Source organism: Aeromonas schubertii (genome assembly GCF_000820105.1).
Taxonomy (GTDB): domain Bacteria; phylum Pseudomonadota; class Gammaproteobacteria; order Enterobacterales; family Aeromonadaceae; genus Aeromonas; species Aeromonas schubertii.
Genome location: NZ_CDDB01000047.1, coordinates 70,166 through 83,928 on the forward strand (window position 1 = coordinate 70,166; position 13,763 = coordinate 83,928).

13 protein-coding genes are annotated in these 13,763 nt (G+C 56.6%); 1 reads left to right on the plus strand and 12 read right to left on the minus strand.

Features of this window, described 5'->3' with window-relative positions; all coding sequences use genetic code 11:
* Positions 1 to 12: 12 nt before the first annotated feature.
* Positions 13 to 1,194: an FIST signal transduction protein gene (locus BN1133_RS09335; protein ID WP_050666266.1), complete on the minus strand. Its 1,182-nt coding sequence runs from the start codon at positions 1,192 to 1,194 to the stop codon at positions 13 to 15.
* 75 nt (positions 1,195 to 1,269) lie between these two features.
* Between BN1133_RS09335 and BN1133_RS09340 the strand changes: the two genes are divergently transcribed.
* Positions 1,270 to 2,187: a gluconeogenesis factor YvcK family protein gene (locus BN1133_RS09340; RefSeq protein ID WP_050666267.1), complete on the plus strand. Its 918-nt coding sequence runs from the start codon at positions 1,270 to 1,272 to the stop codon at positions 2,185 to 2,187.
* Here BN1133_RS09340 and BN1133_RS09345 read toward each other — a convergent pair.
* From BN1133_RS09345 to BN1133_RS19675, 11 genes are all read right to left on the minus strand, one after another.
* Positions 2,170 to 2,511 carry an Hpt domain-containing protein gene (locus BN1133_RS09345; protein ID WP_050666268.1) on the minus strand — a complete coding sequence of 114 codons (342 nt, stop codon included), beginning with the start codon at positions 2,509 to 2,511 and terminating at the stop codon, positions 2,170 to 2,172. The genes BN1133_RS09340 and BN1133_RS09345 overlap by 18 nt on opposite strands.
* Positions 2,512 to 2,695: 184 nt before the next feature.
* Entirely contained in the window at positions 2,696 to 3,457 is a 762-nt protein-coding gene (locus BN1133_RS09350; RefSeq protein WP_050666269.1) for a Nif3-like dinuclear metal center hexameric protein, read from the minus strand.
* A gap of 76 nt (positions 3,458 to 3,533) precedes the next feature.
* Positions 3,534 to 4,877 (minus strand): sigma-54-dependent transcriptional regulator, encoded by a 1,344-nt coding sequence (locus BN1133_RS09355; RefSeq protein ID WP_050666270.1) that lies wholly within the window; start codon positions 4,875 to 4,877, stop codon positions 3,534 to 3,536.
* On the minus strand, positions 4,874 to 5,905 hold the full coding sequence (locus BN1133_RS09360; protein WP_050666271.1) for a sensor histidine kinase: 1,032 nt from the start codon (positions 5,903 to 5,905) through the stop codon (positions 4,874 to 4,876). The genes BN1133_RS09355 and BN1133_RS09360 overlap by 4 nt, the downstream gene beginning before the upstream one ends.
* Positions 5,906 to 6,011: 106 nt before the next feature.
* Entirely contained in the window at positions 6,012 to 7,427 is a 1,416-nt protein-coding gene (locus BN1133_RS09365; RefSeq protein ID WP_050666272.1) for a sigma-54 dependent transcriptional regulator, read from the minus strand.
* 139 nt (positions 7,428 to 7,566) lie between these two features.
* Positions 7,567 to 8,199: a YceH family protein gene (locus BN1133_RS09370; RefSeq protein WP_050666273.1), complete on the minus strand. Its 633-nt coding sequence runs from the start codon at positions 8,197 to 8,199 to the stop codon at positions 7,567 to 7,569.
* Between the two features lie 131 nt (positions 8,200 to 8,330).
* On the minus strand, positions 8,331 to 10,319 hold the full coding sequence (locus BN1133_RS09375; RefSeq protein ID WP_050666274.1) for a nucleoside-diphosphate sugar epimerase/dehydratase: 1,989 nt from the start codon (positions 10,317 to 10,319) through the stop codon (positions 8,331 to 8,333).
* On the minus strand, positions 10,316 to 11,341 hold the full coding sequence (locus tag BN1133_RS09380) for an MraY family glycosyltransferase (protein WP_050666275.1): 1,026 nt from the start codon (positions 11,339 to 11,341) through the stop codon (positions 10,316 to 10,318). The genes BN1133_RS09375 and BN1133_RS09380 overlap by 4 nt, the downstream gene beginning before the upstream one ends.
* Complete coding sequence (locus tag BN1133_RS09385; RefSeq protein WP_050666276.1) at positions 11,341 to 12,297, minus strand: NAD-dependent epimerase/dehydratase family protein; 957 nt, start codon at positions 12,295 to 12,297, stop codon at positions 11,341 to 11,343. The genes BN1133_RS09380 and BN1133_RS09385 overlap by 1 nt, the downstream gene beginning before the upstream one ends.
* Positions 12,297 to 13,100, minus strand: coding sequence for a glycosyltransferase (locus BN1133_RS19670; RefSeq protein WP_082177974.1), 804 nt, complete (start codon positions 13,098 to 13,100; stop codon positions 12,297 to 12,299). Before BN1133_RS19670 ends, BN1133_RS09385 begins: the two co-directional genes overlap by 1 nt.
* 265 nt (positions 13,101 to 13,365) lie before the next feature.
* Positions 13,366 to 13,763 (minus strand): glycosyltransferase (locus tag BN1133_RS19675; protein WP_157432341.1); only part of this gene is annotated, 398 nt, incomplete at its 5' end.

Sequence of the window (13,763 nt, forward strand, 5' to 3'; positions counted from 1 at the left end):
CGCTCCTCGGCGTTACGCTCCGCGGCAAAATATCACGCTCGAGATCATCAGATTCCCGTGCACCAACTCCCCTTGTGGCATCCGGCCCTGTTCGCCGAAGGTAAAGGGAATGAGATAAGGCACACCCCCGAGGCGCTCATTGTAGTGACCGATGATCTCGTCCACCCGACCGGCCAGGGCATAACGATAGCCGGCACAGAAGATAATGAGCGCACCGATGGGGTGCAGTTTCTCGGGCATACCATACGCCGGCTCGATGCGCGCGGCCAGCAAACTGCGCTCGAGCACCCCGGTTTCACTTCCCTGCATCAATACGAGCCGCTCCCCTTCATGGATATCGGTAAAGAGACGAACGCCATGACGCGCCGTCACCGACTCGGGATGGGAGAGCTTGAAACAGGGCATGCCATACATCTCTCCGGCGTGCCGGGCCAGAGGGAAGAAGGTAGTCTCGTGCAACACGGGGCCTTCGGGCCAGACCTGGCCAACCCACTCTCCATAGACCTCGGCGGCGGGTCGCTCGTCGAGGTTTATCACCTCACGCCCCTCGGCCCGGGTGACGATGGCGGAGTGCCCGGTGGGGCGATAGCCCGCATGAAACTGGAAAACCAGCTCACAATCGGGGTAAAACACCGCCAGCACGCTACCCTCGGTCAGGGTCTGCTGCTGCCAGCAGAGCCGCCACTGGCCGCTCAGCGTATCATCCCCCGCCGAGCCGCCGATGACAGGAACGGCGCCACCCAACTCCTCGTCGAGTTCGGCGAGCAGTGCCTCCTCCCCCCCCGGGGTGGTATGCAGCAGCACCATCTGGGGCAGCTCACCGGGTCGCCCGCAGGCCGCCATCGCCTGACGCAGCCATCGCCTCACATCCCCTTCACCGCTACTGCCACCGGCGACCCCGTAGGCCCCTTGCGGATCATAGATAGCCGCCAACGCAACCGGCACCTCGCCGGGCAAGGCGGTACGCACCGCCTGACAGGAGCTGCAACCGACCAGCGGTGTATCGGGAAAAGCCTGGCGCAAGGCTCGGCGCAGCAAGTCTGCCTCATAACGCTCGGAAAAATAGAGCATCAACAGGGTCGGCGCCGCCGCGCTATGGGCCAAAAGTTGCTCGATGAGGTGCCGGGCAGCGGCCGTTGAGCTGTCCAGATTTGATTGCGCGGTAAAATAATCCACAATAGACCCCTCAAGCATAAACGCCGGACCAAGCAATTATTATTCCCTTTTTCCCTATCATTGCACTCATATCCCTGAGCAGAGAGAAGTCCGATGTCAATCGAAGCGCTAACTCAGTTTAAAAAGGTGGTCGCCCTGGGGGGCGGTCATGGCATGGGCCGCGTACTCTCGGCCCTCTCCTTCCTTGGGCCACGCCTCACCGGTATCGTCACCACCACGGATAACGGTGGCTCGACCGGGCGGCTTCGCAAGAGCCAATCCTGCATCGCCTGGGGCGATCTGCGTAACTGTCTCAATCAGCTGGTCACCACCCCCGGCACGGGCAGTCTGCTGTTCGAATACCGCTTCACCGGTAACGGTGAGCTCGCCGGACACAACCTGGGCAACCTGATGCTACTGGCCCTCGATAACCTCTGCGTGCGACCTCTCGACGCTATCGAGCTTATCAGCGACATGCTGCACATCGAGCCCAGACTGCTCCCCATGTCGGAGCACCCCACGGATCTCTGTGCCCGCACCCCGTGTGGCAGCCACATCATCGGCGAGGTGTCGGTAGACCAACTCGAGACCCCACCCCACTCCCTGTTTCTGCACCCTCCGGTGCCCGCCATCCGTGAGGCCCTCGATGCCGTCGAGCAAGCGGATCTTATCCTGCTCGGCCCCGGGAGTTTTTTCACCTCCATCATGCCGCCACTGCTGATGCCTGAACTGGCCCGAGCCATCGAGCAGAGCCGGGCTCCGCTCGTCTTCATCACCAACCTGGTCAATGAGGCGGGGCCTGCGGGCCACTTGAGTCTTGAGGCTCAGTGTCACTGGCTCGAATCGTTGCTGGGGCGCGGACGTCTCGACGCCGTGCTGGCGCCACCGGGTAGCCGTCGCGGTGACTGGCCCGGCACCGTTATCGAGACCGAGCTGGGAGAGGCCGGCCTCCCCCATCGTCACGATCGGGAGAAGCTCAGAGACGCCCTCGAGCAGTGGCTACAGATACCCCCATCAGGCCACCAGCTCTGAGAGCTGACTCAACACTTCCGCCAGTGAGCGCTCGAGGGCATCCACCTCGCTTTCGAGGGCTGCCACGGATTCGCCGCTCCGGCAGCGCTGCTCTATCTGGGCGGCCTGCTGTTGACTCAGCTCGGCACCATAGCTGCCACAGGATGACTTGATGCTGTGAGCGAGGCGGCCCAATGCCACCACCTCCCCTGCCGCCAGCAGCGCCCCCAGTTGTGAGCGCTGCTGACCGACCTCCTCGAGAAAAACCCGGATCACCACAGGCAGCATATCGCTGCCAATGTCTCTTTCCAGCTGTTGCAACGTCCCGCGATTAAGCAATTCCATTCACTCTCCCCCAGCCTCGAGTGTGAGCCCGCTCAAACTCCAGACACTTGCCGGACAAAACAAATCGACACCCGTATACACAAAAGAAACAAACCATTAACATCAAACCTATCAACTGATGTAATCCCTTTGCCTCTATGGCTGCTGCGAAGAGCCAGGACAGGTTTTCTGTCCTGGTCTTTTTTTATACCGGATTGTCGATATCAACAAAGATAACATCGAGTCCGTGAGCCTGCTTGAGCCACTCTCCCAATGCCTGCACCCCATAACGCTCGGTGGCGTGATGGCCAGCGGCAAAGAAGTGCATGCCCATCTCACGGGCGGTATGCACCGTCTGCTCCGAGGCCTCTCCCGTTATAAAGGCATCGATCCCCTGCTCTGCGGCCTGAGCAATATAGCTCTGCCCACCTCCGCTACAGAGGGCGATGGAGCGAATAAGCTCGGGGCCACTCTCGCCCACATGGAGCACGGCACGACCTAGGGTGGCCTCGACACGGCGGGCGAATGCCTCACCCGTAACCGGCTCATCGAGTTTGCCGACCATGGCAACACTTTTGCTGTTCCAGGGCTCCAGGCCGCGGCGCAGGGTGATCCCGAGCCGCTCGGCCAACTGGGCGTTGTTACCGAGCTCGGGATGAATGTCGAGGGGAAGATGATAGGCGTAGAGGTTGATATCGTGGGCAAGCAGGGTCTTGATCCGCCGCTGCTTCATGCCCTTGAGCACCGCCGGCTCACCGCTCCAGAAATAACCGTGGTGCACCAGGATGGCATCGGCCTCGAGCTCAACGGCGCGGTCGATAAGGGCCTGGCAGGCGGTAACACCGGTGACGACGCGGCGGATCCGCGCACGTCCCTCAACCTGCAGACCATTGGGGCAGTAGTCCTTGACGGCATGAGCCTCAAGTAACTGATTAAGAAGATTTTCGAGTTTGTTGTTGCTGATCATCATGGCTCCCTCGGGCCCGGGCGACACCGGACACCTTGCTTGAGAAAGCCATGATAAAACAGGGTGACAAGAGGAGCTAGGCCGGCAGCTCTATCCCCGCATCACGCATCTTGGCCAACTTGTAGCGCAGGGTGCGGGGGCTTATCCCCAGCTTCTCGGCCACCGCCTTGCGACTCCCCTGACACTGGTTGAGGGTATCGAGGATGATCTGATGCTCCTGCTGCTTCAGCTCGTTGCCGAGCCTCTCGAGACCTGGCTGCCGCTCCCGCAGCAGGGATGTCTCACCTCCCATCTCCTCCTCCTCGAGGATCAGATCCCCCTCGCGAACCCACTCCCCATCACAGAGGATCAGGGCGCGCTGCATCACGTTCGCCAGCTCTCGCACATTGCCCGGCCAACCGTATTCGAGCAGCAGGTCGGCGGCAGCCGGCTCAATGGTCGGCAGGGGGAGTCCCTGCTCGGCGGCATAGAGGGCGAGCAGATGCTCGGCCAGGGGCACAATATCGCCGGGGCGCTCGCACAAGGCGCTCCAGCGCAAGGGGAAGACATTGAGGCGATAGTAGAGATCCTCGCGAAAGGTCCCCTCCTGCACCGCCCGTTTGAGATCACGGTTACTGGTGGCCAGTACACGCACATCCAAGGGGATCATCTTGCGACTGCCCAGCCGCTCGACCTCTTTTTCCTGCAAGACCCGCAGCAGCTTGGCCTGCAGACCCAGATCCATCTCGGTGATCTCGTCGAGCAGCAGGGTCCCCCCCTGGGCCTGTTCAAACTTGCCGGGGCACCCCTGAACCGCGCCGGTAAAGGCGCCCTTCTCATAACCAAAGAGGGTCGCCTCCAGCATGTTCTCCGGGATGGCGGCACAGTTGATGGCGATAAAGGGCTGCTCGGCACGACTCGATTGATCGTGGATGTAGCGTGCCAACACCTCTTTCCCCGCCCCGCTCGGCCCCGAGATCATCACGGTGGCATCGCTGCGCGCGACCCGGGCGGCCAGCGCAAAGAGCTCGATACTGCGTGCATCACCACACACGACGGTGCGTTTTTCGACCCGTTGGGCCGGCACATAACGGCTCACCTGATTGAGCAGCACCTCGGGTGAGAAGGGCTTGGCCAGATAGTCGATGGCGCCCTCCCGCATGGCCCGCACCGCTCCGTCGATGTTGGCATAGGCCGTCATCAGCAGCACGGGCGTCTGGGGATGCTGCTGACGTATGGTCTGCAGCAGGGTAAGGCCATCCATGCCCCCCATCTGGATATCGGAGATCACCATGTCGAAGGGTTGACGCGAGAGCATCAGCAGCGCCTGCTCACCACTGTCGGCCTCACGGCACTCATATCCCCCCAGGAGCAAGGTATCGACCAGCGCCTCGCGCAGACCGCCATCATCCTCCACCACCAAAATGCGTGCCTGGCTCATGCCACACCTCCAAGACGACCGACTGCACTCTCATGCAGTGGCAAAGACAGGGTAAAACAGCTCCCTTCGCCAGGGGCAGAGGCAAGGCTCACCTCCCCCTGATGAGAGCGCACGACAGACTGCACCACGGCAAGGCCAAGCCCGGTCCCCTGGCTTCGCGTGGTGAAGAAAGGCTCGAAGATGCGCGCCTGCTGATCGGCGGCAATGCCTCGACCGTTATCGATGATGCGCAGCTCCAGCCGATTGGCGCGAGCCGTTGCCACCACCATGATGCGGGTGGCACCGGCCTGTTGGCCGTTGGCGATCAGATTGTTGATGGCACCGACCAGGGCATTGCCGTTGGCCATCAGCTGCAGCGGCATATCCGGCGCCTGGATCTCGAGTTCACAGCCGTGCTGCTGGCAATAGGCCTCTGCAGCCGAGGCAACCTGACTGAGCAGCTCATCGAGGGAGAGTGCGCACACCACCTGACTCTCCCCATTGCGGGCGAAGAGCAGGATGTCGTTGATCTGCTTTTCGAGATCTTGCAGCCTGTCCATCAGCTTTTGCTGAAACTGGCTGCGCGATTCGGGCTTGAGCGTGCGATTACCGAGGTTGGCGGCATAGAGCATGGCTGCCGAGAGTGGGGTTCTGATCTGGTGAGCCAGTGAGGCCGCCATATTACCGAGTGCCGAGAGGCGCTTCATATGGTTGAGCCTGTCTTGCAGGCGGCGGGTCTCGGTGAGGTCGTTGATAAAGATGAGCTGACCGGGTTGATCATGCAGGGGCTGGGTCGAGAGCTGGACCCTGCGCCCGTCGCGCAGGGAGATCTCATGACCGTCATCCTCTCTGGGTTCAAAGCAGCGCTGGATCACGGCGCGCCACAACTCCCCCTCCAGGGGCTCCCCCAGCAGCCCGACGGCGGCAGGATTGGCGCGGCGAATGACCCCACCGTCATCGAGCACCAATACCCCAGTGGGCAAGGCGGCAAAGATGGCATCGAGCTGGCGATAGGCCGGGGTCATATCGGCGTGGATCTGCATGGTCATAAACCTGACTCAAGATTCAACATGAGTCAGTTTATTCAATTACCATGCCAAGCTAAATTGCAGTTAATAATCAAACAATTAACTGCAACACGTCAAGAGTTTGACCCTAGCCTTCCTTCGTCATTCCGTACTTTTTCATCTTCTCGACCAGGGTGGTGCGACGCATGCCGAGCATATCGGCCGCCCGGGCAACGACCCCGTCCTGGGACTCCAGGGCCTGACGGATCAGCTCGATCTCCAGCTCGGCAAGCATCTCCTTGAGGTTGATCCCCTCCTGGGGTAACTGCATCGGATTGGGCGCCGCCGTCGGCTCGAGCAGAGGGGTATCCTGAAAGACAGAGGCCAGAGCCTCACGCTCTTCCCAGTCGCTGACATCCGGAGTCGTCCCCTCACAGGGAAGCAGACGGTAGCGGGAGGGAAGATCCGCCACATCGACGATGCGATTGGGATAGAGGATGAGCAAACGCTCGATCAGGTTGGAGAGCTCCCGCACGTTACCCGGCCAATGGTATTGCATCAGCGATTCGGTCGCGCGTTGGGTCAGGCGGATCCAGGCCTTGTGTTGCTCCGTGTGGCGAGCCAGCAACTCCTGCAGCAGCAAGGGGATGTCATCGACCCGATCGCGCAGGGGCGGGGTCTCGATGGGGAAGACGTTGAGACGGTAGTAGAGATCCTCACGAAAGCTCTGCTGGCGGATCATTGCCTCCAGATCCCTGTGGGTTGCAGCGATGACGCGCACATCGGCGTCGATCACCTTGCCGCCACCGACTCGCTCGTACTGACGCTCCTGCAGCACCCGCAGCAGCTTGACCTGCATCGGCAAGGGCATATCACCGATCTCGTCCAGGAAGAGGGTGCCGCCCTGGGCCAGCTCGAAGCGGCCGCGGCGGGCGGCAATGGCGCCGGTGAAGGCCCCCTTCTCGTGGCCAAAGAGTTCGCTCTCGAGCAACTCGGCGGGAATGGCACCGCAGTTGATGGGTACGAAGGGCCCCTTGGCACGGGAGGAGAGCTCGTGAATGGCACGGGCCACCACCTCCTTGCCGGTTCCGGACTCACCGAGGATCAACACGTTGGCCTCGGTCTCGGCCACCTGACCGATGAGGCGGCGCACCTCCTGTATCCCCTTCCCCTTGCCGACCAGCAGACGAAGGAGCGTCTGCCCCTTGTCGTGTTGCTGGCCTCTGGGGTGGAACGAGGCAAATGCCTGGAAGAAGTGAAGCGCCCGGGTGAGCGACTCATAGTCGAAAGGAGTCTCTAGCGTACCGATATAGTTGCGCTGCTCCCCCTGCCCCGGCAGAAGGGAGAGAAAAGGCAATCTTGGGTAACGCTCCAACAGGGCATCCAGGGTGTGGGACTTGAGCTCGCCAACGATGATCCCCTGTGCCGGCGCCGCCTCGATGGCGACCTCCAGATCCTCCTCATCGACTTGCTGCCAGGCAACCCCCATAAAAGTGAGCAGACCCGACAACTGGCGACAGCGCTCGGCGCTCTCGTCAACGATTAAAATAGAAAGATCCAGCATGATAAGTTCATCCTTCCGATGGGCGTTACGACAACTTCTGCCGGAAGTCTAATCCCTGAAGATCCGCTGAACAAGGGCAAAACGCCAAATTAATGACAGTGCCAGCAAAAAAGAAGCCCCTCGAAAGGGGCTTGTTAACTTATTGATGAAATTGAAAATCTGCGAGCATTCGCTGCAACCTTTCCACCTCGGCACGCAGGGCTGCATTTTCGGCCTCCAACTCGGCAAGCCGATCACCGGAGGGCTCGCCCGCGACGCCTGCCTCGGGGGCACCGCTGAAGAGATGGGTATACCTGGACTCGCGCTTGCCGGCCTCACGCGGCAACTTGACCACATAGGGGCCACGCTCGGTGAGCGCCTGAAGCACAGCCTCAACCTGGCCCACGTCGTCAAACTCGCACAGGCGTGCCGTGCGAGAGCGCAGCTCACCCGGCGTCTGAGCCCCACGCAGCAGCAGTTCACAGACGACCCCCAGCTCACGGGGGGAGAACTTCAGATCACCAAACTCGGTGTTGCAGAAGCGATGCTGATAACGGGCGACCCGGGCACTGAAATTGGCCACATTGCTCACCAGACGGCGAGCGATCAGCAGATCGAGGGCTGACTGTACTTCTCGCTCAGAGAGGGAGAGCACGGGTTCACGATTGCTCTTCTGATTACAGGCATTGACCAGCGCATTGAGGGAGAGAGGATAGTGATCGGGAGTCGAGATCTCCTTCTCGATAAGGCAGCCGATGATGCGAGCCTCGAGGGGGCTGAGCAAGGATTCCATGCATTTTTTCCTTTTAAAAATCTGCCCTTATCCTAGTGCTACCTATGTGCAGACACCATACTGGCCCCACAAATTTGCGACCCATCCCCTCCGAAGCCAGTGTGATTGGCGCGTTTTCAATCACCCAGCGTCTAATTGCGGGACTGAAGAAACTGAATGTTGTGTGTCGGTAGCTGCAAGACATTATTCGACTGGTATTGATCTTGCTGTTTGATCAACCAGACCAAGTCGCAGATACCATCCGTCGGTTCAAATGCCGTCGGGGCATTCATCAGTAGCTCCCGAACTTTTTGATGATCAAATACATGGCAAGCCTCATCCAAGGAAGCCAATACGGGCCGCAGCAATCCCCAAGGCAGCCAGCTCTCTTGTGCCACCATGATCCGGGGATGTTCGGTTCCTCTGGCATCATCACCAATCAGTAACTCTTCGTAGAGCTTTTCACCAGGCCTCAAACCCGTCACCTCGATAGCAATATCACCATCAGGCCGCTGCTCATCACGCAGTGTCAGGCCGCTCAGGCGTATCATGCGTTTGGCCAGCTCCATGATCCGCACCGGTTGCCCCATATCGAGCACAAAAACATCGCCCCCCTCCCCCATGGCGCCCGCCTGGATCACCAACTGGGCCGCCTCAGGTATCGTCATAAAGTAGCGGATAATATCGGGGTGAGTCAGGGTGATGGGTCCCCCCTTATCTATCTGCTGTCTGAATAAGGGTACCACAGAGCCCGAAGACCCAAGGACATTGCCAAAGCGCACCATGCAAAAGCGGGTGTTGTGCTTCTCACGGGTCAAGGCTTGCAATATCAACTCGGCCATACGCTTGCTGGCGCCCATGGTATTGGTCGGCCGCACCGCTTTGTCGGTGGAGATGAGCACGAATGTTTCCACCCCTGCCTCAATGGCAGCTTGCGCCGCATAAAGGGTGCCGAATACGTTGTTGCGCACCCCTTCAATGATGTTGAACTCGACTAGCGGAACATGTTTATAAGCTGCGGCATGGTAGACCGTCTGGATCCGAAAACTCTGCATCACCGTTTTTAGACGATGCTGGCGCTGCACTGAGCCTAGTAACGGCACCAGCTCTGTTTCGATCTGCTCACGCTGACACTGTTCGCGCAGATTCTTATTTAAGGCATAGAGGGCATATTCAGATAGCTCGAACAGAACCAAGGTGGACGGTCGACACCGCAAGATCTGGCGACATAACTCAGAACCAATGGAGCCACCGGCTCCTGTCACCATGACCGCTTTTCCTGTGATATTGGCTTCCATCAAGATGGTCACCGGCTCTACCGGATCTCTGCCCAACAGATCATCGATCGAAACCTCGTTGAGCTGGTCAATGCGGGCCGAGCCATTGACCAAGTCGGCCATCCCCGGGATGGAGAGCACTTCGCAAGAGAGGGGTTCAAGTGCATTGATCACTTCCTGACGACGCGCTCTGGTGCTGCTCGGCATGGCCAACAAAATCTTCTGGATCCCATGGTGATCAATCAGGATTGGCAGCTGAGCACTGTGATAAACGGTACATCCCTGGATCACACACCCCTGCTTGGCGGGATCATCATCGACAAAGGCAACGGGATAAAACTCATTGCCTTGCAACAAGGCCATTTGCAGCTGTCGGCCCGAAGAGCCCGCGCCGTAGATCAACACCTGAGAACGTGCCAGACGGGTAGTATTGAGCAACGCCCGGAAAAACAGCCGCACACCACCGACCAACAGCACCAAAAAAGAGAGATAGATAACCGAGACTGTTCTGGGCAGAAAGATATCGAAGTAAAACGCAGAGATAACAAAGAAGCAGGTTGAAAGGAATGCCCCTAGCGAGATTGTCCATAACACCCGAAAGCTGACATATCGGAGCACCGCGCGATACAGCCCCAGCCGCACAAACAAACTGATGCTGACGATGATAACTGCACCAAGCAGTGCCCAGTGATGGGGGCTGTCGATTGGCCAGCCATGTTCAAGCCGGATCCAGTACGCGCCCCAATAGCTCATGGTGAGCAGGAGTATGTCAACGACAACAGAAACGGTACGCTTGCTGGCTCGTGACAGGGAGCCTAAGCAAGTCAGTAGCCAGCTCCCACCGGGTAAAAGCGCATTTCTCATTCTGGTACTCCTGCATTCAGGTGATACGCAAGATAAGCTAACGGCAAGTAGGCAATGACCAAACCGATCACACCATCGAGCTGGCCCAATACAATCATGACTGCGATCGGAGCAAGCCAGAGGCTATTTATAAGAAGCACAGCCAATGTCACGTTTCGATGGCTCTGCCAACGTCTCGCCAGATATTGATAGCCATGAGTACGATGAGCCTCACTCAGACGACATTTCAGACGAAAGCGCTTCAGCAAGGTCCAGGTCGCATCAACCACAAAGACCCCGAGCATGACGAGCCATGCCCACAGGAATTGAGGCGCAGAAACGGCATCCAGCAGCATCAGGGAAGCCAGCATCAAGCCAAGAAAACCGCTGCCACCATCCCCCATAAAGATCCTGGCGGGCGGAAAATTCCAGCACAAGAAGCCCGCTGCCGAAATTCCCAGTAGCAGGGTCAGGCCCGCTGACGACCACGTCTCTCCAACCAGATAATGCAATAACCCCATGGACAGGCAGACAACAACGGCCTCGCTGGCCGCCAATCCATCGATGCCATCCATAAAGTTGTAAAGATTGATAAACCAGATCACCCCCAGCCAAGCCAGCAGGTAACCAAACCAGGCAAGATCCAGCTGCCAACCAAAGAAGGTCAGCGCAGGCAAACCATCAACCGCAGATACCACCAAAGCTGCCACCATGCTCTGCACAATCAGGCGGGTTCGGGGCTTGAGAGAGATGTGGTCATCGATAAAACCAACCAAGGCAATCCCCAGCGCCGCAGCCCATATCAATGCGAAGCTGCTCTGGGATATGCCGGAGGGCAGTGGGATCAAGGTGACAAACAACGGGGCAGCCAGCAGAAAAGTCGCCACGATAGCCATGCCACCGCCTCTCGGGGTAGGTACCTGATGCGAACTGCGATGATTGGGTTGGTCAAGCAAGCGGGTCTGGGCGTAGCACCTGAGCAGGCCGGTCATGGTGATTGAAAGAAATAGACAAAATATCGACAACAAAACAAATGCCAGCATCAAGACGACTCACTATGGATCGACATCATCAGAGATAGGGTCTGAGAGAGCGAATAGGGTGCCGACCATTGTAATCGGCTCTGAGCCTTACTGGTATCCATTTCCAGAGAGCCAACAATCCGTTGCAGCTTGGCATCCATCCCCAAACAGCGGCCAAGCCCTCTTATCACTCCTGGTGGAAGATAAAACAATCGACAGGCAACCCCTTCTGCTTCTGCAATCGCGGCCAGCAACTGCGACGTCGACACCGCGACGGGATCTGCGACTAAAAAGACCTGGTTCACTGCGGCAGGGTGCGCCATCGCATGGGAAATGAAGTCACACAGATTAGGTAACGCCAACAGGCTACGCGCATTGGTCAAACGGGCAAAGGGTAGCGGGATCCCTTTGCGCCCCCACCTCATCATGCTGGCAAAGTTAGCCTTCACCCCTTCTCCGTAAATAAGAGGAGGACGGATGATGGTTACAGCCATACCACACTCTTTCGCGAGTGCCATCAGTCCCTGTTCCGCCTCATACTTCGAGCGTCCATAGGGATCTTCTGGCGGACTTTGCACATGCTCATCAAATGGCTTGCCTGGCTCGGTCTGCTCGCCATTCACTTTGATCGAGCTGATAAAGATGAAGCGCTTCACCCCAACCTCAGCCGCTTGTCGAGCAAGCGTGAGGGTGCCCTCTGTATTCACCGCTCGAAACGCAGCCAGGGGATCTGTCGCGGTATCCGACATTACATGCACCCTGGCAGCACAGTGAACAACCACATCCACCTGTTGCAATTGGACTGTCCAGTTGGCATCCGCAGTCAGAGAGGGAGCCTGAACGTGGTAAGAAGCCCGCGAGTGACATCGCACCGCACCTTTAACATTCGCCCCCAGCGCCAGCAGGTGTTCACAGACCGCCTTGCCTACAAATCCGTTGGCTCCTGTGACCAAGACTGTACTTTTGATATCTGCCATTACCACCAACGCCAACCGTGAATATTGAAGAAAGTCACCATGGAACGCCCAAACATCCAGATATGGCGCCAGCCTTTGCGGGATGCATGACCACCGTGATGAACGACCTTCACCTGAGGGACATAAGCAATCCGGCTGATCTTTCCTGCTCGCAAACTGATGTCAAAATCTTCAAAATAGAGGAAGAAGCGAGGGTCAAACCCTCCGAGCTGCTGCAAAACATCTGTGCGAAACAGCATAAAACAACCACTGACAATGGGTGGATCCCACAGCATGTCACGATTGTTGAGCTGATCTGCCATCTCATATTTCGCCAGGCGCGTCTGGAATAACTTCTTCACAAACGCGGGCGCAAAACCACGCAACAGTAAATCTAATACGGTTGGATAGCGTTTACAAAGCCGTTGTACCTCACCATCTTCCCATGTAGCGAAAGGTGTCAATAATCCACAATCCGGATGTTGGTCCATAAACTCGAGTGCATTTTTCAGTGCATCTGGGGCAACTTCAAGATCAGGGTTGAGGATAAGGTGGTAATTTCCTTGCGTTAAACAACTATTATGTCCATCCCCATAACCCACGTTCATACCATCATGGGAGTAATTTATCACAATATTCTTAGCTAGTATCTCCAACAAACTACCGACTTCATCTGAGGATGTTAAAGAGTTATCTCTCACATGAATTTCTAAATTATATAATGTCTGTTTAGAAGCTTTGACAATGTTAACAAGAGTTCTATTTAAAAGCTCTATGTCAACATTAAAGATGACAAGACTAATAGCAACAGTTTTTTTTGACATGGCTCATTGACTTCGTTTAGGCAAAAGCAAGCAATAGCCCTTTCACCATGTATAGTAAATATGAATTTTTATTCATACATAAAAACAAACAAAAAACAAACAACAAAAAACGAAAAACGAAAAACGAAATTTAATTATAACAAGTCATTTGTTTAACCATGCAATACCTAAAAATATGATGGCAGTCATAAACACCAAAATATATAGCGCGAGTAAAAAGCTCATACTAAAAATAGTTCATGACCACCACCATTACAGTAAAGCTTTATTCACGTTCAATAAGTAAATCTAACCTTTTAAATGACTCAATCCAAGGCCATTCGGTAGCAGTTTTTGCTCCATTTTTTAAGAGCAAATTAAACAAAGCATCATCATTGATAAGCCGTTGAACGGCTTGTTTTGCTGCTTTGACATCGCTTAGTTCAACTGCTATTGCATTATAACCATCGATAATGTACTCGTCCCAACCTGTCACTTTACCAACAACAGGAACACATCCACAACCCATAGCTTCAAGTGGAGGACCAAAGAAGCCTTCAATCCTGCTCATTTTGATAAAAACATCACAAGAGCTATAGATAGATGGCATCATGCTCATAGGCACTTTTTCAAAAAATTGATCATATCTCCATCCACTTTTAGGGAAGGTGCGAACAAGTGGAT